This is a genomic window from Planctomycetaceae bacterium, assembly GCA_041398825.1.
Lineage (GTDB): Bacteria > Planctomycetota > Planctomycetia > Planctomycetales > Planctomycetaceae > F1-80-MAGs062.
The window spans coordinates 40440-63922 of sequence record JAWKTX010000005.1; the positions used below are offsets into that span (position 1 = coordinate 40440).

The 23483-nt window shown below is 55.0% G+C and carries 15 protein-coding genes; 8 read left to right on the plus strand and 7 right to left on the minus strand.

Annotation, left to right across the window (positions count from 1 at the left end; all coding sequences use genetic code 11):
* Window positions 1–74 precede the first annotated feature (74 nt).
* Both ychF and R3C20_10590 read left to right on the plus strand, forming a co-directional pair.
* Window positions 75–1166 (plus strand): redox-regulated ATPase YchF, encoded by a 1092-nt coding sequence (ychF, locus tag R3C20_10585; GenBank protein ID MEZ6040944.1) that lies wholly within the window; start codon window positions 75–77, stop codon window positions 1164–1166.
* 359 nt (window positions 1167–1525) lie between these two features.
* Entirely contained in the window at window positions 1526–2167 is a 642-nt protein-coding gene (locus R3C20_10590) for a DNA-3-methyladenine glycosylase (protein MEZ6040945.1), read from the plus strand.
* Between the two features lie 194 nt (window positions 2168–2361).
* Here the strand turns inward: R3C20_10590 and R3C20_10595 are convergent, their stop codons facing one another.
* From R3C20_10595 to R3C20_10605, 3 genes are all read right to left on the minus strand, one after another.
* Complete coding sequence (locus R3C20_10595; protein MEZ6040946.1) at window positions 2362–3621, minus strand: hypothetical protein; 1260 nt, start codon at window positions 3619–3621, stop codon at window positions 2362–2364.
* A 249-nt stretch (window positions 3622–3870) separates the two neighbouring features.
* A complete protein-coding gene (locus R3C20_10600) occupies window positions 3871–4713 on the minus strand; it encodes a hypothetical protein (GenBank protein ID MEZ6040947.1) in 843 nt (280 codons plus the stop codon).
* 319 nt (window positions 4714–5032) lie between these two features.
* Window positions 5033–6226 (minus strand): serine protease, encoded by a 1194-nt coding sequence (locus tag R3C20_10605; protein ID MEZ6040948.1) that lies wholly within the window; start codon window positions 6224–6226, stop codon window positions 5033–5035.
* 712 nt (window positions 6227–6938) lie between these two features.
* Here R3C20_10605 and R3C20_10610 point away from each other — a divergent pair.
* The 4 genes from R3C20_10610 to R3C20_10625 all read left to right on the plus strand — a co-directional run bounded on the left by R3C20_10610 (window position 6939) and on the right by R3C20_10625 (window position 12270).
* Entirely contained in the window at window positions 6939–7673 is a 735-nt protein-coding gene (locus R3C20_10610; GenBank protein ID MEZ6040949.1) for a PEP-CTERM sorting domain-containing protein, read from the plus strand.
* A 367-nt stretch (window positions 7674–8040) separates the two neighbouring features.
* Entirely contained in the window at window positions 8041–8166 is a 126-nt protein-coding gene (locus R3C20_10615; protein ID MEZ6040950.1) for a hypothetical protein, read from the plus strand.
* 135 nt (window positions 8167–8301) lie between these two features.
* Window positions 8302–9756: a DUF1501 domain-containing protein gene (locus tag R3C20_10620; protein ID MEZ6040951.1), complete on the plus strand. Its 1455-nt coding sequence runs from the start codon at window positions 8302–8304 to the stop codon at window positions 9754–9756.
* A gap of 183 nt (window positions 9757–9939) precedes the next feature.
* A complete protein-coding gene (locus R3C20_10625) occupies window positions 9940–12270 on the plus strand; it encodes a PSD1 and planctomycete cytochrome C domain-containing protein (GenBank protein ID MEZ6040952.1) in 2331 nt (776 codons plus the stop codon).
* Between the two features lie 1118 nt (window positions 12271–13388).
* Here R3C20_10625 and R3C20_10630 read toward each other — a convergent pair.
* The 4 genes from R3C20_10630 to R3C20_10645 all read right to left on the minus strand — a co-directional run bounded on the left by R3C20_10630 (window position 13389) and on the right by R3C20_10645 (window position 21805).
* Complete coding sequence (locus tag R3C20_10630) at window positions 13389–16907, minus strand: M56 family metallopeptidase (protein ID MEZ6040953.1); 3519 nt, start codon at window positions 16905–16907, stop codon at window positions 13389–13391.
* Complete coding sequence (locus R3C20_10635) at window positions 16900–17286, minus strand: BlaI/MecI/CopY family transcriptional regulator (GenBank protein MEZ6040954.1); 387 nt, start codon at window positions 17284–17286, stop codon at window positions 16900–16902. The genes R3C20_10630 and R3C20_10635 overlap by 8 nt, the downstream gene beginning before the upstream one ends.
* 242 nt (window positions 17287–17528) lie before the next feature.
* Entirely contained in the window at window positions 17529–21407 is a 3879-nt protein-coding gene (locus tag R3C20_10640) for a M56 family metallopeptidase (protein ID MEZ6040955.1), read from the minus strand.
* Window positions 21404–21805 carry a BlaI/MecI/CopY family transcriptional regulator gene (locus tag R3C20_10645; GenBank protein ID MEZ6040956.1) on the minus strand — a complete coding sequence of 134 codons (402 nt, stop codon included), beginning with the start codon at window positions 21803–21805 and terminating at the stop codon, window positions 21404–21406. The genes R3C20_10640 and R3C20_10645 overlap by 4 nt, the downstream gene beginning before the upstream one ends.
* A gap of 281 nt (window positions 21806–22086) precedes the next feature.
* Between R3C20_10645 and R3C20_10650 the strand changes: the two genes are divergently transcribed.
* Window positions 22087–22620: a hypothetical protein gene (locus tag R3C20_10650; GenBank protein ID MEZ6040957.1), complete on the plus strand. Its 534-nt coding sequence runs from the start codon at window positions 22087–22089 to the stop codon at window positions 22618–22620.
* 150 nt (window positions 22621–22770) lie between these two features.
* On the plus strand, window positions 22771–23481 hold the full coding sequence (locus R3C20_10655; protein MEZ6040958.1) for a hypothetical protein: 711 nt from the start codon (window positions 22771–22773) through the stop codon (window positions 23479–23481).
* Window positions 23482–23483 lie beyond the last annotated feature (2 nt).

A 23483-nucleotide genomic window follows, 5' to 3' on the forward strand; every position in this document is an offset into this window, starting at 1 on the left:
ATACTGTCTTCTGTCCGGTTTCACGGCTGGCTGACCGTTTCCATGCCCTACAAATCTCCCTACGGAAAACTCACATGGAAGCCGGAATTGTCGGCCTGCCTAATGTTGGCAAAAGCACGCTCTTCAATGCACTCACTTGTTCGACTGCCGCACAAAGTGCGAACTATCCGTTCTGCACCATCGAACCGAACGAGGGCATCGTGAGTGTGCCGGACAGCCGGCTGGAAATCATTACCAGATACATTCCTCCCCAGAAAATCATCCCTGCCATCCTGAAGCTGGTGGACATTGCCGGCATCGTTAAGGGAGCAAGCGAAGGTGAAGGGCTCGGCAATAAGTTCCTGAGTCACATTCGAGAAGTCGACGCCATCATGCAGGTTGTTCGATGTTTCGAAGACGAAGACGTCACGCATGTCGGTGGGTCAGTTAATCCGCTGGCCGATATCGAAGTAATCGAAACTGAGTTGCTGCTGGCCGATATGCAGACGCTGGAGAACTCCATCCCCAAAGCCGAACGCACCGCGCGCAGTGGTGACAAAGATGCAAAGCAGCGGCTGGAAGTGATGCAGAAATGTCAGGGTCATGTGAATCAGGGATTGCCACTGCGAAGCATGGACTGGACGGAAGACGAACGGCGAATTGTCAAGAGTCTCGGACTGATGACAGCAAAACCCATTCTGTTTGTCGCAAATGTTGACGAAGGCGATCTGACAGGTGAAGGGCCACTGGTTCAGCAGGTTCGTGACTATGCGAACAAAGCCGGAGCCAGCGTTGTCCCGGTTTGTGCCAAGCTGGAAGCCGAACTGGCAGAGCTTGACGAAGCTGATCGTCAGGAGATGCTTGAATCTGTAGGACTGACGGAACCTGCTCTCGGTGCTGTTGCCCGGGGCGCTTATAAGACGCTGGGACTGCAAAGCTATTTCACAGCCGGCGAGAAAGAAGTGCGTGCCTGGACAATTCCAATCGGTGCCACAGCTCCTCAGGCAGCAGGCGTTATTCACAGCGACTTTGAACGGGGTTTTATTCGCTGTGAAGTTTATACCGTCGATGATCTGGAGAAATACAAATCGGAGAAGGAAATTCGTTCTGCAGGCAAGCTCCGAGTCGAAGGCAAGACATACGTAATGCAGGACGGCGATGTCTGTCACTTCCTGTTCAACGTGTGATGGCTTGTTCAACCTGTGATGGCCTGTTGAGCTGTCCGTTGAAAAACCGGGACAGGCACGCGACGACTGGAAACTGTTGTGTTTTAAGGTCTCCTGCTCGAGCCAGTCCCGTTTTTTAACGGGCTTGTTTAACATCCGATGGTTTTGCCGGGCTGGTTCGCTTGTTTGACCACCAGTCAACGCATCCGAAACGGCATTCCATCAGGGGCGATTCAACCCGAAATTCAGATCACACTGCGATGAGAACGCTGATCGCGGCTGGTGCTGGTGACCGATGGCCCGGCCACCATCTGTGATTCAACAATATCGATTGAGGATCAGGCAAACTCAGAGTCCAGCCGTGGAAAGCACCTGCAACGATGTCGTTCGACCCCAAAATCATCGCGAAAGCCCGGCGGGAAATCAGTCGTCGCGATGAAGTGATGAAATCTGTCATGCGTCAGGTTGGACCTTTCACTCTGAAGGCGGAACCCGGGGGGTACGAAATCCTGGTACGATCGATTCTTTCGCAACAGATTTCGACGGCTGCCGCACGTACCATCAGGACTCGCCTTCAGTCATTACTTCCACGGCGTCGCTTCAGTGCGAAAGCCATTGACAGTCTGACTGACGACCAATTGCAGAGCGTCGGAGTATCCGCGCAGAAGCGAACGTATCTTCGTGATCTGACCCGCTGCACCCTGGACGGGACAATCCGTTTTCACCGAATCAGCAAAGCCAGTGATGAAGAGGCCATTGCCGAACTCATTCAGGTGAAAGGAATCGGGCGGTGGACCGCTCAGATGTTTCTGCTGTTCAGCCTTGGCCGGCTGGATGTCTTTGCTCCTGACGATCTGGGTTTGCAGAACGCCATCACGCGTTTGTACGGTTATGAAGAACGGCCCCGGAGAGAGGAACTGCTTTCCGTGTCGGAAAAATGGGCTCCCTGGCGCAGCATTGCATCGTGGTATCTCTGGCGTTCGCTCGACCTGAAAACATCTGCCGACGAATACCCGGTCTGAATTTTGGCCAGGCCGACTGACAGCCCGACGAAGACCACGCCAAAGACATCATCTGTGCAAGTGCATCGCATGAAGCGCTGACCTGCTGTCGTGCGGACAGCCTCTTCTCAGGCCAGCCTGGCGAGGGACACTTTCATGGGGCATCGATTCCCTGCTGAAGTGTCGGATTCTTTTTCTCCGGGGGGGCCGGTGAGCTAACGGATGTTGTCAATCCAGGGCCAGCCGAATCTGCCCGGGTGCCAGTCAACCGTGAATTCCCCACCGGGCTTCAGGTTCACAGGAGGCATCCGGCGCACTGGAAATGATCGCCGGCACGCAATGTTGGGTTCGTCTTTTGGATGAAAGGAAATCTCCCATTCCCTGCCCTGATCAACTTCCCGGGCTGCGTCGACCACAACGACTCGGGCCCGTGCTGCTCCGGAATCGAAATACATGTTCAGGCCGAATGCCCAAAGCCCCACTGTCAGGCCCCCAAGCAGTAAAGACCCTGCAGCGCAGACAATCCAGTATGTCCAGCCGACGACGGTGTTGGTCAGCATGACATGTGGACTTCCTGTTTCAAATGCGCGTCCGCTGGCGATCGCCAGCAGATTACGGTCGTGCATTCGCTGCTGCTCCGACTTCAGCTCGTGCAGGATATACGCAAGCGCAGATCCACCCAGAACGATTCCGCCAATGATCCCAACAGCGGCAACAATGGGTACGCTCATCGCAACAGGAACACAGTTCATCATCAGATAGAGATTCAGAAACAACACAGCAAAGATTCCGACAACGGCAATGCCTGTCAGCAGATTCTTTCTCCACCGACCTGCGGGTTTCGGTTTTCGCATCAATGACACATCTTCATTGAAGGGAAGAAAACCATACAGTTGTGCTGTCTTCCGGAACTGTCCCTGAAGCCAGATGACGGGAACACGATCCCCCACACGCATCCGAAGTTCTGCAAATTCCTGTTGCCCCGCCATGATACCCAGCCCCCGGAATTCGTGCTCAAACACCCTGCCATCCGTTGTCGGCAACGAAACCAGAACGGCATGGTGGTAGGCCACCGTCTGACCGTTGTAGTGTTGAACAGGTTCAAGCAGGACGTCTTCAATCACGGCCGTCCCAACAATTCCGTGTTTGACATAGCGAAGCGAGTTGCGAGAGATCAGCACCCCAACGAATCCGATCGAACCGATGATTGCAGCTGGCCAAAAAGCAATCTTTTGCCAGGGCGTCCCAACAGGATTCGCTCCAAGCAGTATCGCGAGCAGAAATATGCTGATCCCGCACCAGCTTGCGATCCAGGGTCTGCGAATTCTCCGGCAGCGATAAATCCAGTGAGGAACCAGTCGTTCCGGCTGTTGCCGCAATTCTTCCGGCAGTAGCTCTTCGGGTAACGAAATCAGTTCGGAAGATCCGGCATCGATCTGATCCCCAATTGACTCAAAACTCCGGGCGTCAGTCATCAGAATTTCTCTCTTGCCCGATCGGTATGTTGCGATCGGACGGCCGGGATTTGAATACCCTTGATCTCAGATGCGTTCAGAGGCACCCGTATCGTAAGAGACAGGACGAGTGATGAAAATCTCTTGATTGTTATTCGATTGACCAATCCGCCGAGCACATCACTGGCCAGCGCACGAAAAAAGCCGTCGACAACAATTGGTTGCCGACGGCCTTTGTTTTTTCAGGTGCTTCTTTGGACTCAAAGCAGTTTAGCCGCGTTTGAATTCCAGAGCAGCCGCGTTTGTTGCAGACAGCTTGAAGCTGAAGCTGTCGTTTCCGCTGAGAGTCATTGAGCCGGCGAGCTTCTGATTATCGGACTGACGAATCAGGCTGAGCGTTCCATTTTCAACAGCAAATGATCCCTGGAAGGAGCTCTTTCCACCAGACCCGTTTGTCGCGATCCATTCGAACGATCCGTCGGCCTGCAGAGACAGCTGCACGGTTGCATTGTTTCCAATGGACGCGGTCCAGACTCCAACATGCACGGGCACAGTGCTGGTTGGTGAATTGGTGGTTTGAGGAGCCGGTGGTGCGAATCCTCCCAAAGCCTGCAGTGCGGACATTTCTGCAGACGCAACCGTCGATTGCGATGGTGGAGTGTTTACGACCGTCTGCTGAGTCGGGGCGACGACTTGTTGCTGGGTCGGTGCCACAGCTTGTTGCTGAGCTAAACCTGCCTGTGCGACCTGAACCGACTGTGTTTGCGGCTGCGGTTGAGTTGGCAGTAGCTGCGGTTGCTGCTGTGGCTGAACCTGTGGTAGTTGTTGAATGCCTGAGACAGGTGGCAACGTTGATTGGGAAATCACTTGCTGAGAAGGTGTGTAAACAGGCTGTGGCTGAGAATAAACAGGCTGTGAATACGGGTACGACGGCTGCGAATGCGAGTAGTGGTTGTAGCTGGAAACGTATGATGGCGAGTAAGAATGGCTGTAGGAGCGACCGACAGAGTAGCCACCGGAACGACCGTGGCATCCGGCCATTGCTGAACTTGTTGAAGCGGCAACCAGGGCAACTGAAGCAGCGACGATGATTGATTTTGTGAAGCGTTTCATGGCGGAACTCCTGAGGTTTGAGATTCGATTTTTTTGAATGTTTTCTTCGGGTCTGAATCTCCGGGCGCAATTTGCGGAAATGTGTTACACCGTTTTTTCACGAAAAGCTGAATTGACCACCATTGGTCGTTTTGAACCTGATTGCCGGGGTCCGAAGAGCGAGCCAGGGAAGTCAGGCAAAGACCAGATCCGGAGGAACGAGCTGCATGAAGGCCGGCGTTACACGAAAACAGCCGCTGACAGCCCTGGAAGGCTGTAGCGGCCGTTTCGGAACGCATGGATGAAGCTGCGTAGTCCCCGACGCCACTTCACCCGAAACTCAGTTGCTGAGCCATGAATCCAGCGTCTGAGAGGCGTTCTGAGCTGTTTCTTTTGGAGCGAGTGCTTTCTTGGATACCGAAGTCAGCTGAGCAACGTATTCCATCGTGCTTTTCAAAGCATCGGGCGTCGCCGTGGCGTCGATCTTGACGACGTAAATCAATAGGTAGTCGCCATTTGTGGCTTTTTCGATGCTCCATCCGCCCATTTTTGTGCGGGCACTTTGTTGAAGCAGAAGCATTGTGGTTGCGGCGTCCGGGGCTTCCTTCAGTGTGGTCGCCAGTGACCAGATTCTGCGAACATCGGCTCTTTCAAAGTACTCCGTCTCCTTGCTGACGAAAACAGACTGGTTTGATTTGTCCTTCTGCTCAAAAGTCACTTCCAGGTGACCCGATTCGTGAGTCTTGAACGTCAGATCGGCTCTGGACAGCACGTCGTTTGCCGGCAGTGGCGCGGGCTTCCACGGGCCTGCCAGGAATGCCGTAACTTCAGTCACGTCAACGTTATAGCTCACAAGACGGGCCTTGGGAGAAATCGCCTGACTGATGGCGACCAGCTCACCGTCATTGTTCACCACTGGTCCACCACTATCGCCGGAGTTGATCGGCGATTGTGTTTCAACGACCTTGAAATTGTGTTCGCCGGCCCCAGTACTGAAGTTCTTCTTGTAGACGGAACGCACGGTACCCGAGGTGAAGACCCACAGAGCATCGGTTGAGCCGGGGTTGCCGATCGACTGAACGTCCTCGCCTGGCCCAATACTGTCGCCAGCAAGTTTCACCGCAGAGATGCCATCCGGGATCCGATCAATTTCGATCATCGCCAGATCTCGTTTCCGATCCACACCCAGAACACGCCCTCGAATTCCCAGTTTTTTTACGTTTTCGAGATAATGCGATCGTTCGACGATGGGCTTACCGCCCTTTAACTCCGGAAAGAAGATCACGGCCGCTCGAGCATCACCGACCACATGATAGTTCGTAATCAGCAGCTTCTTTTCGCTGTCCACCAGAACACCCGTGCCACTGGAGGTTTCGCCGTTACTCTTGGCCAGGACCCATGCCGTCGAAGTCAGCGTCTTCTGGTAAACCTGATTGTCGGCCCGGCAAGGGCGAACGTGTCCAGTCAAACATGCCAGGGCTGCAGCGAGACGCAGGACGTTTCCGGGAGAGAAGATTGTTCTTAAAAAGCTCATGGCAACACCTCTTGGGACGAGTGGACTTTCGAAAAGTTGGTTTCGATAAACGTCCGGGCGTATTTGCAGCGGTTCTGTTACAGATGAAATCCTGCCGTTTCGTGGCTCTACCCATCGAACGTGCTCCTGATCGGGTCGCAGATCTGAACAACCCGGCACGAATTCAGCATCAGGATTGCCGCACATGCAGTCGGGCTGGCTGCAACCGATGATCATCAGTTTCCCGAAAAGCATGACTCAAGTGCCCCGTTCTGCCTTGAACTGCACGGGACCGAATGGAGCCGCCGAACGGACGTTCGTCCGCCATCAACTCGCCCCACCTTCCTCAACGACAGCGAAAATCGGAATCCCGTGTAGATAACCGTCGTAAGGAAATATGGGGTCGTGGACCCCATTTCAGATTCTCTTACGGAAATGAAAACCCGATCGCGACCCCGCAGTATCAGGACCATCCCGTCTTGTTGGCCAGGGACTGCACCCGCGGCTAGTCCGTTGAAAAACCAGGACAGGCACGCAGGACGACTGGAAACCATGGTGTTTTAAGGTCTCCTGCACGAGCCAGTCCCGTTCTTCAACAGGCTGCTAACCGGGGCGACGTTTCTTAGTCAGCTCGTAATCAAGCCAACACCACAATCCCCGTCAATCTGTCCACATCAATCTGTAAGTATCTATCCTGTGAACCAACGCAGGATGTTCATCGCTGGAGAATGTCATGCGTCTGCTTTTGAATCGTCTTTTTTTGATCTCTTTTCTGACGCTTGCCCCAACAAATGCGACCGCTGGAATTGTTACCTACACGTCGCAATCGGTTTTTGAGTCGAATGCCCCCGGCCTGATCACGCATGACTTCTCGGCAGCGATGGTGGATCCCGGATCGGCTGCATTTGTCACCGGACCCATTGACAGCCTGACGAACAATGCCGTTTTTAGTCCTGGCGTTATTGCCCCCGGTCTCACGATTTCATCGAGTGGTGGTGTAGATCCACTTCGGAATCAGTTGTATGTCGCCGGGGTTGGAACGGTGGGAAACACGGTCAATGGGATCTATACCAACGGCAGCGATGCCACGATGAGCCTCGATTTTGGTCCTCAGGTTTCAGCCGTCGCACTGAACCTGATCGGATTTACAAACAACACCGGAGCCAGGTCCTTTAATATGACGGTCATTGGCAGTCTCGGCACCCACCTATTTTCCACGCCAATTATTCCCGATTTCGGTCCGGGTGTCTTCTTTGGTCTGACCGGTACAGCTGGCGAAAAAATTCAAAAAATCAGCTTTCAGTCTGGAGGAGGGGCCAACGAAGGGATCACAGCGATTGCTTTCGGCGAACCAATCGTCGCCAGTGCTGTGCCGGAACCCAGTGCATTTGTGCTGAGCATGCTGGGTATTGGCGGTTATGGTCTGAAGCGGTTCAGAAAAAGATCTCACCAGCGGACGGACAACTAATTGACACAGCTAAATCAACCGCAGCAAGGTAGAAAATCTTTACAACGCTGCCGCCGCCTGCTTCAGTAGCGGCCGTCACCCAAGACCAGACCGCCGCCGCATCGCGCGAAGATTGAAGGCTCCGGCTGGGACAGAACCGAGCGAGTCGAAGCTCCGCAACTCTGCCACCGAATACCGCCGGCAAGGCGGTCACCAGAAGAATCCGGGACAGCGGCCTGATACGGCAAGGCTTCATTCCCGGATGCTGTGGCCCCTCTGGCGAAACGCCTGGCATCTGCCGCAGCCCATTTCACTGTGATTCTGTCCTCGAAACACAGAGCCAATCCCGCCACGTGTGGATTCCGACGGAATGTGGAATCGAGCATCGATGACTCGCCGAATCCAACAGACAAAAGTCGTCGATTCCTGGTATGCTGACGGCGTTGAGTCAATGCGGTCAGATGTCGCCATGGACCCGGTCGATTTTCTGTCCGGGGACCCACAAGGAACGTAGGGCATCGTGGTAGAGGCTCTGAGAGCATGTCTCGTCGAAACAAATCCTGACAAGACCAAATCGCAGCGTTCCTTTCCGGAAAGCTGGACTCGAGTGCATGAGTTACGCAACAATGGACCGATGACAGAGACAGAGATGACTCTGGTTAAACACAAGTCGTCCCGCAAATCCCTCCCAAACGACCCACCTCAAACAATTCAACACTGCGGCGAAACTGTTAAACAGTACACCGCTCCTTTATCACTGGATAGCGCTGTTATGATGCGATTTCAGGGACCATCATTTCGTTTTTGTGACGGAGTTCGCCGAAGATCGTTCCTGCAGGCAGGGTCACTGGCTGTTGGCGGACTGACTTTGTCTTCGCTGTTGCAGGCTGAACAGGCCAGCGGCCGCCGTTCGCATCGTTCCGTCATCATGGTCTATCTGTCCGGCGGAATCGCACACCAGGATACCTTCGATCTGAAGCCGGAAGCTCCGGCAGAAGTTCGGGGAGAGTTCAGACCGGTCAACACAACTGTGCCGGGCACTCAGTTTTGTGAGCTGCTGCCGAAGCTCGCCGGTATCGCGGATAAGTGTACCATTTTGCGGTCGATCGTCGGGCAGCGCGACGAACACAGCAGCTTTCAAAATGTTACCGGCTGGACGATGGGTGAAGTACAGCGAAACGGAACACCACACTTCGGATCGATCGTTTCAAAGATTCAGGGTGGTACCGATTCCGTCACGCCTCCATTTGTCGACTTGTTTCCCACGATGCAGCATCGTCCCTACAACAGCACGGGGGCCGGTTATCTGGGAAGTGCATTCAATCAGGTCCGCGCTGATGGTGAAGACCTGGCAAATATGAAATTGCAGTTTGTAGAATCCGATGCCTTTGGGCGGCGGTTGGGATTACTTGACCAGCTCGACCAGATGCGACGACAAACAGACAACCACAGTCTGGATGACATGACCGAAAGTTATCGTCGCGCGTGTGAGGTCCTGACATCCAGTAAACTTGTGGACGCAATGAACGTCGAACGCGAAGATCCTGCCGTGCGAGAACGTTATGGGCGTGGATCCAGCAAGCATCTGGGAGACGGAGCACCGATGTGGAACGACCAGCTTCTGACCGCAAGACGCCTGGTTGAAGCCGGCGTGCGTGTCGTAACGGTGGCCTATGGCTTCTGGGACACCCACGGCAACAATTTCGGCCACATGAAACAGCACCTGCCTCTCTTTGATACCGGCATCTCGGCTTTGATTCAGGATCTTTACGACAGGGGTCTCGATAAAGACTGTACCGTTGTGGTCTGGGGCGAATTTGGCCGATCGCCCAAAATCAACGACAAAGCCGGCCGAGATCACTGGGCTCCTGTTCAGTCCGCTTTGGTTGCGGGTGGAGGAATGCCAACAGGCATGGTTATCGGTTCGACTGACAAGACAGCTGCCTATGCCGATAACCGACCGATCCACTATCGAGACATTCTGGCCACGATCTATCACAACCTGGGTATCGATCACGACGCATACATTCGCGATTCCAGTGACCGGCCGGTGCGTATTCTCCCCGAGGATGCACACCCGATTCGGGAACTGGTGGCGACCTGATAACATACCCACCCGGCCATCGTTAACATTCACGAATCGGTCCCGGCAGAATCGCCTCCACGGCTCGGAGATTCATGGCTCAGGGAATTCACGAATGGACACGGCACACCCAAACTGTCGGGAGCAAAAACCGTGACCCTCTGCAAATCCTGTCTTTGTATTTTTACCTGTGCCCTGGTTCTGATGTCGAACCATGTTTTCGCTCAGGCTCAATCGGACGGTGAAATCCGCTTCGAAGAGGACATTCGGCCGATACTGACAGAACACTGCGCGAGTTGTCATGGTGGGGTGAAGAAGCAAGGTGGCTTCAGCGTCCTGAGTCGAAGTCTGCTGCTTGCTGAGACTGATTCGGGACAGCCTGCTGTTGTCCCCGCCGACGCAGAAAGCAGCGAACTTCTGAGACGCGTCAGGTCAAGTGATCCGGGGGATCAGATGCCGCCGCAGGGACACGATCGGTTGAGCCCTCAGGAAATCCGGGATCTTGAACATTGGATACAGCAAGGGGTGACATGGCCGGAACACTGGGCATATCAACCACTGTCGAAGACAACAGCGCAGTTGACATCCGATGACGGAGACGCATCATCGATCGGTCAGCCCCTGATTGACGGTATCAATCCCGTCGACTGGTTCGTTCACAAGAAACTGGCTCAGCAGAAACTGCAGCCATCCGAACAGGCCGGTCGGAGAATTCTTTTGCGACGGCTTTCACTGGATCTGACAGGACTAAATCCCCTGCCCGAAGAATTAAAGTCATTTGAGGAAAACGAACTTCCGGACGCATTCATCAGCCAGGTGGACCGACTGCTGGCATCGCCGCATTTTGGAGAACGCTGGGCGCGACATTGGCTTGATGAGGCTCGCTACGCCGACTCCGAAGGGTACGAAAAAGATTCTGTCAAGAATGATGCGTGGCGGTTCCGTGACTGGGTGATTCGGGCAATCAACGACGATATGCCATTTGACGAATTTACTCGCCGGCAGATCGCCGGAGACCTGTTGCCTGATGCCACAGATGACGATCGGATTGCCACCCAGTTTCACTTGCAGGCACAGTTCAATCTGGAGGGTGGTGTTGATGCCGAGGAAGACCGTACCAAGCGAGTGATCGATCGAGTCGGCACGGTCAGTTCGGTATGGCTGGGTTCTTCTCTGGCGTGCTGTCAGTGCCATGACCATCCGTATGATTCGTTTCGACAGCGTGATTTTTATGCAATGTACGCTTTCTTCAATAACGCAGATTTTGCCGCGGACTTTCTCGGCGACGTGCCAGCGAATGCGGACAAACTTCGTGAAGAACGGAAAGCGAAGTGGTCAAAGATCGCAGATCTGCTGCGTCGACAGGTAGACGACAAGAATCTGAGCGATGATGTCCAAAGCCAGTTGTCCAGTCTTCGATCTTACGACAACAGCAAGGGTTTCACCCGGTACCTGACGGAACGGAAGACGGACAAACGGAAGACCTGGGTTTTCACGCGAGGCGATTTTCTTCAGCCAGATCAGGCTCAGGGCGATGTTGCCCCCAACGTGCCATCCGTACTGCCCGGGGCGTTCGACGACACGGTGGATCGCAATCGACTGGACCTTGCTGAGTGGCTGGTTTCGACCGAGAACCCTCTGACAGCTCGTGTTGAAGTCAATAAGGTTTGGATGCACCTGTTTGGCCAGGCACTGACGGATCAACCGCAGGAGTTTGGCTCCAGAGGCTCAGCACCGTCACATCCGGAGTTGCTGGATTTTCTGGCTTCCTGGTTCATGCATGAAGGTGGCTGGAGCCGCAAGAAATTAATTCGCCTGATCGTTTCATCCGAAACCTGGCGGCAGTCGTCCGTGGTGCGTCCCGAATTGATCGCCCATGATCCGAACAACCACTTTCTCGCTCGACAGAACCGATTTCGCGTGGAAGCGGAAATAGTGCGAGACCTGAGTCTTCAGGTGTCCGGGCTGCTGACCGATGAGATCGGTGGCCCAAGCGTATTTCCTCCGCTGCCATCGATCATTGCCGAACAAACCTATGCCGGCAGCTTCAAATTCAAAGCGTCAGAAGGATCGGACAGGTATCGGCGTGGTCTGTATACGTTTTTTCGCCGCACAGCTATTGACCCCAATCTCAGCACATTCGATTGCCCCGACAGCAGTCTCACCAGCGCGCAGAGAGATCGATCGAATAATCCGCTGCAGGCGCTGGCCGCTCTTCACAATGAAGTATTTCATGAAGCCGCTCAGGCATTCTCTGTGCGACTCCTGACGGAAGGAGAATCGGCTCCGGAAAGTTCAGCGATTATCGATCGAGCATTGGTGCTGACAACTGGTCGGCATGCTTACGAGATGGAAAAAGAACAGCTGCTCGAATTACAACAGGCCGCTCGGATTCACTACATGAGTCATCCGAAAGACGCCGTCGCTTTGTGCGGTCAATACACAACGGACCGCGTTTCACAACCTGAACTTGCCGCCTGGATTGCAACGATGCGAATCGTCCTGAATATGGATGAATTCCTCACTCGAAGTTAGCTTAGCTTAGCAACCTGTTGAAGAACGGGACTGGCTCGAGCAGGAAACCTCAAGACACGACGGTTTCCGTTGGCCCTGCGTGCCTGTTCCGGTTTCTCAACGGGCTGCTAGGTTAGTGCCGCATTGCCAGTGCCGGATGCTTCTGATGGTGATAACGCACCGCGGACTATTTCATCGCCTGCCAGCAGTTTCCGTCAATGCCCGTGATCCATGACTGCGCAACGCCGTTCTCGACGAATTCACTTTGGGATTTCTTTCAGGTTTCCAACGGAGCTGAAGCGTCATGAGAATGCCAACGAGAGACCCGACGTCGGGGGAATGGCAGGTGATCGGGTGCCTCTTGACTGGCAGCCTGTTTGCCTTCGGAATTGTGTGCCTTGTAGTGAGCTACAGGATTGGTGGGCACGCGCCGTCCCTGGAACAACTGTTACGGTCTACTGGGTGGTATTGTGTCGGTGGTTCAGGGCTGATCTGCGCTGGATGGCAATGCGTCAGAAAATGGCTCTAGTTCTGCCCCCACTCACACAGATCGTCAATCTGATGCCTGGCGACTCATTGAACACCGGAAAGTTACTCGCGTTGTGTTCGCGATTGCCAAAGCCTTCGGGCCGAGAACACTCGCCCTCGAGAATCCGCCGAGGAATCATTTCCTGAGCAGCAGACAGAAACGGCCATCCGATCCGGAAGATTCCCTATCCGAGGTGGACACGGACAGTCAAATTGCAAACGATAGTCCGTCGCTGCCAATCTGCGTTAATCGCGGCGTCCGTGCCGCGTTTAACGCGTCCGGATAAGCTACCGGAAGCTTGTTCGGGCGCGATAGAGCGTGGAGTTCCTCCACGCGCAATGCTTCGGTAAACCCGAAGCACCACAGAATTCTGTTACCTTATCGTAGTTGTAAGTCTCTCGGGACTTGCGACTAACAAGCGGATGAAGCAGATTGGCCATGGACTCGAGCGAGGATGGAAACTCTAGAACGCCAATCCGCTTATCCGAAAGCGGTGACTGCAAGATGGCTGCACATGAAAGCCGCCTCTTTTGAATATCGGACTCACCAAGCCGGCTTCCAGGGGACCGCTGTGGACAATCCGAAACAGTGGCTCTGCCATCCGCTTTGGTCAGCGAGTCACTATCGGAGTGATCGCGACGATGATGCGTCCTCGCAGCTGTTCCACCTGCTTCTTTCGATGCTCGTCGACTTTCTCCGCAGCCAGTGTCGCAGCGCCTGACAGTCCGCCGCCTGCGGCGGCGAGCGATGATGTTTTCACCATCTCTGTCACATCCAGCAGCAATGTCTGACCGTCAGCAATTATCAGACACATCCGATCGCCAATCGGGTTGTCTAAATCCCCAACCGAACACATGAGTTTCACCAAACGATCCCCTCCCAGCGAATTCACACTGAACGCTGTTTGCAGGGAAAAGCCATCGGCGAGATTCTCCAGATTCACTTTCCCTTCAATGCCGTCAAAGGTGGTGCTTTTCGGAGCCGCCAGACTCCTGCCAATCGTGAACGGATCCTGCGCTTCAGCGATTTCCTTCAACGGCAACAGAGCCCAGGGGTGTTGACTGCGTTCTTTATGAAACGTGATATTCTTCTCGAGCCACTCGATCTGTTCTCTTGAGCTAAACCGCAGCACACGGATTTCTGTCGTCGTCTGGATTTCCGCAATTCTCCGCAGCTCGCACAGCAGCTCCGCAATCTGATTGTGAATATCGTCCGTCTGACGAATGACAAGGGTAAGTGTGTTGAGCTCAGGCACGACCATTGCATCAAACTTCCAGGAATCCGGTGCAATCGTTGTCTTGATCAGTTCCACGAGACTGGAATAGTCGGGCTTCATTTGCTGCTCATCCGGTTCCGGAGAATTCGCGTCCGACATCGGTACTACCAAATCTGCGACCTGGTAACATCGGACAGTCATTTGCCCTGACACGTCCGGGAGGACAGCCTTATCCGCGACGGGGGCGTGAAACCGGATCACTTCATGTGCGACCTGGTACGACATTCCGCATTCATCACACAACAGAGTCAGAGCATTCTCCAGCGTATCATCAGTGACAGCCAACGACACCCTCTTATCTGCCAAAGGAACATTGGCTGATTTCAACGAGCCTGTGTCAACGGCAATGCTCACTTGATGATCCATCGCGATCGTACGAACGGCTTCCATGAAGGACGTATCGTCGAACTTCAGAGTGACTTTCTGCGACAGTTTTTTAAGCAAAGCCTGCGATCGTCCACTCACAAGAGACTCGTCTTTCGGCGACACCGTGATGGAATCGCAGGCCTTTAGAACGTCGTTCCATTTTCCGTTCAGACGAACATCTGCCAGGCTGATCAATCGATAAGTCGTCACAATCTGGCCCGTCTTTGCCGGGACCTGACGCCCCAGAACAACCCGTGAATCAGCGGCTGAAGCAAGTCCAACAGCAGAATTAAACGCATCCAGAAGTCGCGTTTCGCGTCCGTTCAGCAGCTCAATACGGCCCGGATTCTTCACGGCACCGGTCACTGTAACCAACCTGTCTTTCGGCCTTGCATCGTCGCTCACGGGATTTGCCTGAACCAGGACCAACAGCGACTCATTCTGCTTCCAATTGATTCCGCCGATCAGCAACGCCTGATTTTCGTCAATGCGAGCAGGCAATCTCAATGCCAAATGCTGCGTCCTGAGACCTGGAGCAGTCAGGACTTCCTGACGGCCGTTCACTGTCTGTGAAACCTGCACACCGTTCTCGTCGTCAAGATCGCAAACTTCGATGTCACCAACGACAGACACTGCGTTCTCCTGAATCTCCGGCGTGACGCGCAGCGTGACCCCTTCTGCAGCTTTGTGCGTCTGAGGCTGGTCATCCTTGACGTCGACCAATATCGACCGGTCCACACCATCTCGGAACTGACATTCCGTGTGATTCGTCACGAGTGTGTCCGGAAGCTGTTTGATGTTCATTTTCACATTGTTTTGTGCCGTGTGCCGCAGGACTGAAAACGCAGCTTCATCAATAACCTGTAGCGGCAATGATTGACGATCCGGACCGAAGCCCGGCAGATCGGCGAGCAGGCGATCTATTGACTCAATCGGCCCGGAAATCAGAGTCGCCTGAACTCGAACCTGACGAAATCCATGCTTGCGGAGTTGAGCCACACGTTGCCGAATTCGTTCATGCCCCGTCGCGTTGTGAGTCAACAGCAACACATCGTTTTTCCAGATCGCCACGCCGCTTTCAGCTCGAGGCATTCCAGCGAAGGGCCAGATCTCGGCCACTAAAGCATCCTTCGCATCGAGTTCGGAAAACCCACGTTGTTTGCATAGCCTCTCGAGCAAATCCCCCACGGCGTATTCGATGGTTTCAACCTTCACCGCGGCGACTTCGTCGTCCTTATCCACCAGCCCCGGCTGCTCGAGCACCTGATAAAGAACTTCTCCTTCCGCAACACGCTCAGCATTCTGATCGGACGTCTGCCCGGGCACCGCACCCGGCAGAACAGCGATGGCCAGCAGCATCGCGCCGGAAATACTCTTCCATGACATTCGCTTTTGACTTCCCTGTGTCAGCGACATGATTCTCTCCATTCGTTGAGATGTGATTTCCACGGGCTTCATGCCGGGAAAGACGGGGACGGGTTTCAAACAATGCTTACTTTCGATGACGGCCAGTAAAATGCGAGCATACTCCGATGGCGAACAGCTGCTGATGCGGATGGTTTCTTCGTCGCAGCACTGTTCGGTGGCTCGCGTCAGACGACGATTCGCCATCCACACCGGCGGCCAGAACCACCAGAGACACTGGGCAGTCGCCTGACACAGTCCCACCCACAGATCGCCTCGCCGAATATGCACCAGTTCGTGTGTCACGATCGGTCGCAGTTGATCGTCTGTCATGCTGTCCAGCAGAATTCGAGGCAGCACAATCACCGGCCGCAGGACACCCAGCACGGCGGGTCCGAACAGCAGGTCGGTCACCCACACACATGGTCGGCGTTTCAGTTTCATTTTCTCCGCCACCGAATTCGCGATTGCCTGAGGGCGATCTTCCAGAGAGACGACTCGCTTGCCGCGAATCGCCTTCACGCAGGAAGCATACCGAAGTGCAATCACCAGAAACCCAGTCAGCATTGACGCCAGCAAACCCGCCGCGAACCACGGAAACCGCCGCACTGGCTTCAGAACCGGGCCCGCCTGAAATTCTCCAGCGGATCGCGAAAACGCTTCGGCGTCCGGGTCTTCCGAATGATTCTCAATCGCCAGCCACGCAGAATCTGCAGCCACGAAACCTGCATCATTCATAAGACTGTTGGTTGCTGAAACTTCAGCTTCGTAACCGCCACGAAGCGCACCTGAACGATTCGAAAATCCGGCCATCGTCTCATCAGAAATCGCCGACACCGAATGCAAATCCTGCCGTTCATCCAGTGAACGAGACATCCACGGCCCGCTGATCCATGAAAACACGGACAGTTGAGAACTTACCAGAGGCGGCGTGAGGCATTTCAGCAGCACAACCAGCCACAGGCATCGCACGACGAACGGTCGATGACGCAAAAAACGCCCGGTCATCATGACCGCAGCCACGACAGCAACAATCTGAGCCGCATGGATGATCACGACCGACATGAAGAAGTCTTCATTCATGACGGTCTCCTTCCAACCGGTTCAACAGCGATCGCAGTTGTTCAATATCTGCCGTGGAGAACTCTTTTTCTTCAACCAGATGCTGTACCAGAGGCATAGCATCACCACCAAACAGCCGATCCACGAGATCGTCCACGGTTTCTCGAATCACAGTTCGAGGCTTCACGCGAGGCGAATAAATCTTCGCTCGGTTTTCCAGCCGAACATTCAGATAACCTTTTTCCTGCAGCCGCTTCAGATAGGTCTGCACCGTGGTGAAGTCCACCTCGCGCCCGACCGGCAGAGCCTCAAACACCTGCCGCACGCTGGCTGATTTCAGCTCCCACACCAGCCGAGCAATCTCCAGCTCAGCCTTCGACAACCCCGGTCTCGGCGGCATACGAAACTCCTTCTTTCGACACTCTACCAATCAGCGACAAATGTCCTTGACAGATTCGAAGTGTAAGGACATTTGTCCCTGAGTCAAGGGTGGTCGGGAGCACAAGCAGGCAGGTTGGGGCAACCGTAGATTGGGACAAGAGCTCGCAGCGAACGACTGCCCACCATTGACATCGACCATCGATCCGCAGCCGTCATCCAATTCACGGTGGCCGGTGCGGAGATTGTCTCACCCTAAGGTACTTATTCGGGTGAGCCGTTGTTGGCACGATCACTTTTGAGAAGCTCTTCGACAAGCTCAGATGTCTGTTCCGTCCGCGAAAAGATTCCGCGCAGCCTGCCTGAACGATCGACGACGAACTGGGTTGGAATTGAGGTCACTCCCCACTGCGACTGAATTGGTCCACGATACGGGTCATGAATCAGACGGACGGAATCGGGCGCCAACTTTGCGTTTTGACGCAGCACGTCCGGTGCGCCTTCTGAATTTGACACCGCGATGTTCACAAACCGGAATGGCTGGTCTTTGTGCGCTTTCACTAAAACTTCATCAGGGGTACTCCATTCCGAGTTCCCGAATGCACGTCCGCTGTAAGTATCAAAACTGATCACCACGACGTTTCCGAGATGCTCGAAGAGGCTGAAGACACCACCCCGCACGTCCACCGCTTCAAACGGTGGTGCTTGTTGTCCGACGATGACGTGTTCCAGAGCAAAGCGGAGAGTCTTTGCGTCCTGGCCGAATGTGTGTCCGGAAGTATCAGTGCGAGGAATATCGCCGTATTCCTTTTCGACGATCTTTAACCAGCCGATGGCATTCGATCGCAGTTCCTGAGGATCGATCGCCTTCAGGATCTTCACCTGCTGTTCCAGCACGGTGGCAGCCCGCTCCGCGAAATCCTTTGGCCCACTGATCACCTCATCTGTCGACGTTCTCTTCAGATCCGCCAGGTGCGATTCGATTTCGTTAAGCCGATGCAGGTTTCGCAGTTTCCGGTGAGCAAACTCCGCTCGGGTGAAAAGTGCGGCGGCACGCACAGCTGGATGAGGACTACGACCGGCTGCTCGTCGCAGCAGATCATCTGCCCCCAGTAGTTCCAGACCAAACGTATAGTCGCGGAGATAGATGAACGCCCGAGCAAGATCTTCGTGCCCCAAATATTGATCGCTGAGCCGATCGATGGCTTCACGTTGAATCCCGGGTGCACCAATTCTAATGACTTCCACAAGCGACAGAACTGCTTCCCGATGGCCGCGATATTCCTCTTCGAATTTCAGGAAACTTGTTGCCGGTGTTTCCTGCGGGACAGATTTCTCCGGTAAATAGGGACCGATCAAATCCTCCGAATCGGAGTGCCGTCCGAACTCCCGTTCACCCCGAAGTGCTTCCCTCAGCTTCCGCCACGCTTCTGCCGCTTTCCTGTCACCTACAGATTGAATCGAAGTGGCGCGATGGACTCGAAGTTCCCAGTCGACATTGTCGACATTGTCCAAATCAGCAGCCAGTCCTTTCAATGTGATTACCTGCCCCGAGTCCGTTGAAACATGCGGTGCAGAACCACCGGCCATATACCACTCGCCGCGGTCACGATCCCGAAACGCTCCAATGCCCATCAGGTAGACATTCTCCGCTCTCGGCAGAATCATTTCATATCTGCCCTCAGCGTCCGTTCTTGTGGCGGACGTACCAATTCCGCCGCGACTAAAAGACACGCCTCCCGTGACTTCGAAGTCTTCAACAGGAGTTCCGTCGTCCCAGCGAGCAGTCCCGCGGATTCGCCGAGTGTCGGCTTCTCTCAGATCGACACTGCGGTTTTCCCTCCTGGCCGCGAGCGTCAGCTCCACAGGTGCAATCAAAGGAGTGGATTTTCCCGTGACGGAAACTTCGGGCAGGCGATCGGGAATGGGGGCGTGCGACGTGACGTGCAGCACACATTCCCCAGCTGCCGCCCCAAGAGAGAAGCGTCCGTCGCCATCCGAAACAGCCACTCGCGTCGGATTCCGGACGTGGGGGCGCAGGGTCGGCGGCGTTTCGCGACAGATGAGCTCAACAACCACACCTTCGATGGGATCGCCCGCTTTATTCAGAACCTTCCCTGAGACCACGGAACCCGGTTCAAGCCGGATATCGCCCAGATCGGTCTGATTCGGCGACACGGAAATCATCGCTGGCGAATGGTCGTCTGCGTAAAGGCAGAATGCCACTTCTTCGCTGGCGGGAACAGTGACCTCCAGTCGACCGTCTTCGTCAACGTGCAGACTTTCCATCCAATGAAGAGCATGGCCTCCGCCGTGCATAACGGCTGCCACCGGCTGGCCGCTCGACGAAAGCACGTTCCCGGTGACTCTTCGCCCCGGAAGCAACTTCAATGGCGGAAACTCTTTACCGTCCTGAATCTCCTTGAGTGAAAGGCCGCCCCATGACATGCCCGCGGCGTATCCCGATTTTGCCGTTCTGACGGCAACGGAATTTGTCGGCGGTTGATGGCCGGCGTCGCTGATATCGATCATGAATTGCCCCGAACTGTCGGTTGTGGCCCACCAGGTTCGTAGAGTCGAATCGTGTGATCCCCCGATCTGTTGTTTGACGGCCGATCTCAACGTAACGGTCACTTCAACTCCTTCGAGCGGAACCCCGTTCTCGTCGGTGATGAGTCCCGTCACAGGTTTGGTGATGGTGATCAATTCAGGCTGCGGTGTATCCTGTGCGGGAGTCGTTCCCACCAGAGTGACGTCAGCCACCTTCACACCGTTCTCGTTTGAAATGACTGCATTGACCGTGTTCGACGCTTGAGTTGAATTGCGGGCGGCATCCTCTGCTGGCTTCGCCGGATCACCTGCTTCCGATGGACGTTGGGGTTCGTTCTGAACTCCTGAGGCAGAAGTTGAAGATGCCGCCTGAGCTGGAATGTCCGCTTCGACTGCGGGCGCGGTGGCCAGAGGGCGAATGATTCCCATAACGACGGCCACGCTACCGAAGACGGCCAGAAGAAGGTTGCGAGCTCCGGCGGAACCGGATCGGCGATCGGCTGTGGACGACAGAATCCACTGCAGACGCTGCTTCAGCGGAGGTTCGGCCATCGATACGGCGGCGGTTCCGGGAAGGCGGCGACCGCTGAGCGACGCGGCGACTTCCAACAGACACTGGCCGTATTCTGTTTCCGCAAAGCCCGCGCACAGGACTCGATCATCGCACGCTCGTTCGCGATCCAGAAAACCTCGCTTCGCGGCCAGCCACACCAGCGGATTGAACCACGCCACGCAGACCGCCATTCGCCCGATCCAGTGCCACAGAATGTCGCGGCGTTCCACATGAGCGATTTCATGAGCCATCACCATGCACAGCTTGTCAGTCGTCCAGCCGACAGCCGCCGTCGGTAACACAACGACCGGACGAAACAGACCGGTTGTGAACGGCACCGGCGATTGGTCGGTGAGTCGAAGTTCCGGGCAAGCGTTCCGGCCCAGCCGTTCGCAGGCCGCAAGAGCCGCTTGCGAAACGTGATCAGGAATATCCCGGTCCGCGTTGGCCGCGATTGATCGGCAGCGAATAGCACTCAGGATAAACGAGAGCAGAAAACAGAGCAGTACCGCGAACCAGATCACCGCCAGAACTGCGATCATGGGCACGGTCGAAGATGCATTCGAGACCGTTTCAATGCTCGCAGCCGCTACTTCGACAACGTCTTTATTTGTAACGGGTAGCTCGGAAAAAACCGGATCGAACTCAGGCCTGTCTGTCGGAGTGAAGTCGGCCAACCCACCGTCAGATGCATCGACCAAACCATCCGACATTCGGTCCGTTAGCAATTCGTGCTGAGGCCCCCACGATGTCGCAGAAGAATTATTTGGTTCAAGTGACGCGGTTCCCAATTCCGTCGACTGAGGTTCCGGCGGTGTCTGCAGCGGAATTCCTGGAGCGGCAAACAGCACAACGGCCGTCAGCATGATGGCACTTCCAGTGGCCTGCCACAGGCTGAACCGCACGGCAGCGCTTTGTCGCCGAGCCATCCACAGCAGAAGCCGCCCGCAGACGCACAGCAGTGTGCTGCTGATGGCGATTCCGGAAAGTTGTTCGACGCCGATCTGATTGAGGACGGTGATCCACGAATGTTCATTCATGACTGGTTCTCCTTGCGAGCCTTCTGAATCATGTCCGACATTTCCTGCAGTTGCTCGTCGGTGAGTCGCCCGGCCGTTGCATCCAGCAAAGCTGCGACAGCGTCGGTCGGCGAATCTCCAAACACGCTGCTCAGCAGTCGCCGGACGGCTGCCAGTCGAGCTTTCTCCTGACCGGCGGCCGGACGGTACAGATACTTCTGACCGACCTGCCGAAACTTCAGCCAGTTTTTTTCCACCAGCAGATTCATGGTGGCTCGCACGGCCGAATAACTGGGCGGATCCTGAAGCTTCGCCTTCACGTCACTCACACTGGCCTCCCCCGCCGCCAGCACCGTTTCATAAATCTGCCGCTCCCGCTTCCCCAGTTCCAGAGGAGTCTTCTTTTTTGAACCACCCATTTCGCCGTGAACTCCTCTGTTACAAACCTGACACATGCTGCTAATTATTTAGCACATCGTGCTAATATTTCAGCACACAAAGCGTTTGTCAAGACCGAGCGGGGAAACTGGAAGACTGTTCGCCAAAGTCGTCCTTCACGTCGCCGTCGCGCTCCGTCTTGATCAGCTGGCAGAGTTGACTTGTCACATGATTCATAAAGCATTGGAGCCTTAAGCCTGCCGCAAAAGGGATATGCGATCAAAGAGAGTCATAATCCCGGTACACTCCGGCGGTTCGTCAGATGCTGTTCACCCCGGCCGTGGAAATGTGGACCTGGCAAAAGGGAGTCGAATATCTGTGGAACGTCGGCACTCCGGAAGCCGTCGCACTACTGAAGCAACGGTATGATCACAAAGGCCCCGATGACGACCAGGCCAGAATGCTGCTCTGCCAGGCACTGATTGGATTTAAGGACGACCGCGGTCTTCCGGAAGCGTTGCGCCTGATGGCGGAAACTTTCGAAGACTCCGTTCCACCAACGGACGCCGGCGAAGCCAGAGCTCAAAATAAACTCACCGACAGAAAACGCCAACAGTCTCAATACGTCTTCCGAAACGCGACGGATGAAATGATCACCGCCGTCGCTCTGGGTCACGGCGACACCCGCAACACCGCCATGCAGCGAGCCATCCTGAGTATCCTGCGCACCTCCAACATATTCCCGGAAGGACTGGCTGCCACCGTCCAGCGCTGGGCTCAATCGGACCACCACAACCTCCGCACCGAAGCCCGCGACCTGCTGAGCCGCGAAGGAGCGTTGAGGAAGCCCCGTTGAATTCGAGCCGCAGCCAGTCGAGCATGGGTGGTCGCTCGCTGAATGTCGGTACGTCAGTGTAAGATCCGGTTGTTTCATCGATCAGTAAGCACTGACAGAAATAAGCGATCTCAACGTCAAACATCAGCCTTTGTTCCCACGAAATCATCAATGAACCTTCGATTATTCTGTCTGGCACTTCTGTTCATCGTCACCGGAACATCCACAAGAGCTGATGACAAGTCTGCGGATGGCTCTGTGCCTGTGGAGCCGCTGGCCAGGGGAGGGGAGGTTCTGTTGGAAGATCATTTCGAACGGAATGATCTGGGCGAGTGGAAGAGCATCATTCCGGCATTCGCGGTTCGTGACGGAGTTCTGGCATCGACACAGCAACGCAGTGATCACGGGGCCGTCGGACGCGTTTATCGCGACATGGGTAATGTCGTCGTGGATTTTCGGTTTCGCCTGACCGGTTCCAGAACATTCAACGTTGTCTTTGATGATAAGAATCACAAAGGGTCACACGCGGGACACATCTGCCGAGTGACCTTTGCAGCCAATTCGATTCGTCTGGGAGATGATAAAGAAGGCGTGATGCGCAACGACATTTTTGAAATGCGGCGCGATGCGAACCGAAGAGCAGACGCCGACAAACTTCTGATCGGCAGAGGCTCAACCGCAAAGGTTCAGCTGCAACAGAATCAGTGGTATCAGGCAACCATCGAAGTTGTGGGCGATCAGATGCGAGTCTGCATGGATGGTCGGCCGCTCGGATACCTGAAGTCGTCGGGGATTGCTCACCCAACAAAAACCAGCCTGCACTTCACCGTCAGCGGCCCGGGTGTCGAATTTGATGATGTTGTGATTCGTCGAGCAAAGTGACG

Excerpts from the sequence above, each read along its gene's own strand:
- R3C20_10645 (MEZ6040956.1), bottom strand. The coding sequence starts at position 21,805 with ATGGGTGGTTCAAAAAAGAAGACTCCTCTGGAACTGGGGAAGCGGGAG.
- R3C20_10615 (MEZ6040950.1), top strand. The coding sequence starts at position 8,041 with ATGACTCGCCGAATCCAACAGACAAAAGTCGTCGATTCCTGGTATGCT.
- R3C20_10655 (MEZ6040958.1), top strand. The coding sequence starts at position 22,771 with ATGAACCTTCGATTATTCTGTCTGGCACTTCTGTTCATCGTCACCGGA.
- R3C20_10640 (MEZ6040955.1), bottom strand. The coding sequence starts at position 21,407 with ATGAATGAACATTCGTGGATCACCGTCCTCAATCAGATCGGCGTCGAA.
- R3C20_10625 (MEZ6040952.1), top strand. The coding sequence starts at position 9,940 with ATGTCGAACCATGTTTTCGCTCAGGCTCAATCGGACGGTGAAATCCGC.
- R3C20_10635 (MEZ6040954.1), bottom strand. The coding sequence starts at position 17,286 with ATGCCGCCGAGACCGGGGTTGTCGAAGGCTGAGCTGGAGATTGCTCGG.
- R3C20_10630 (MEZ6040953.1), bottom strand. The coding sequence starts at position 16,907 with ATGAATGAAGACTTCTTCATGTCGGTCGTGATCATCCATGCGGCTCAG.
- R3C20_10650 (MEZ6040957.1), top strand. The coding sequence starts at position 22,087 with ATGCTGTTCACCCCGGCCGTGGAAATGTGGACCTGGCAAAAGGGAGTC.
- R3C20_10605 (MEZ6040948.1), bottom strand. The coding sequence starts at position 6,226 with ATGAGCTTTTTAAGAACAATCTTCTCTCCCGGAAACGTCCTGCGTCTC.
- R3C20_10610 (MEZ6040949.1), top strand. The coding sequence starts at position 6,939 with ATGCGTCTGCTTTTGAATCGTCTTTTTTTGATCTCTTTTCTGACGCTT.
- ychF (MEZ6040944.1), top strand. The coding sequence starts at position 75 with ATGGAAGCCGGAATTGTCGGCCTGCCTAATGTTGGCAAAAGCACGCTC.
- R3C20_10620 (MEZ6040951.1), top strand. The coding sequence starts at position 8,302 with ATGACTCTGGTTAAACACAAGTCGTCCCGCAAATCCCTCCCAAACGAC.
- R3C20_10595 (MEZ6040946.1), bottom strand. The coding sequence starts at position 3,621 with ATGACTGACGCCCGGAGTTTTGAGTCAATTGGGGATCAGATCGATGCC.
- R3C20_10600 (MEZ6040947.1), bottom strand. The coding sequence starts at position 4,713 with ATGAAACGCTTCACAAAATCAATCATCGTCGCTGCTTCAGTTGCCCTG.
- R3C20_10590 (MEZ6040945.1), top strand. The coding sequence starts at position 1,526 with ATGTCGTTCGACCCCAAAATCATCGCGAAAGCCCGGCGGGAAATCAGT.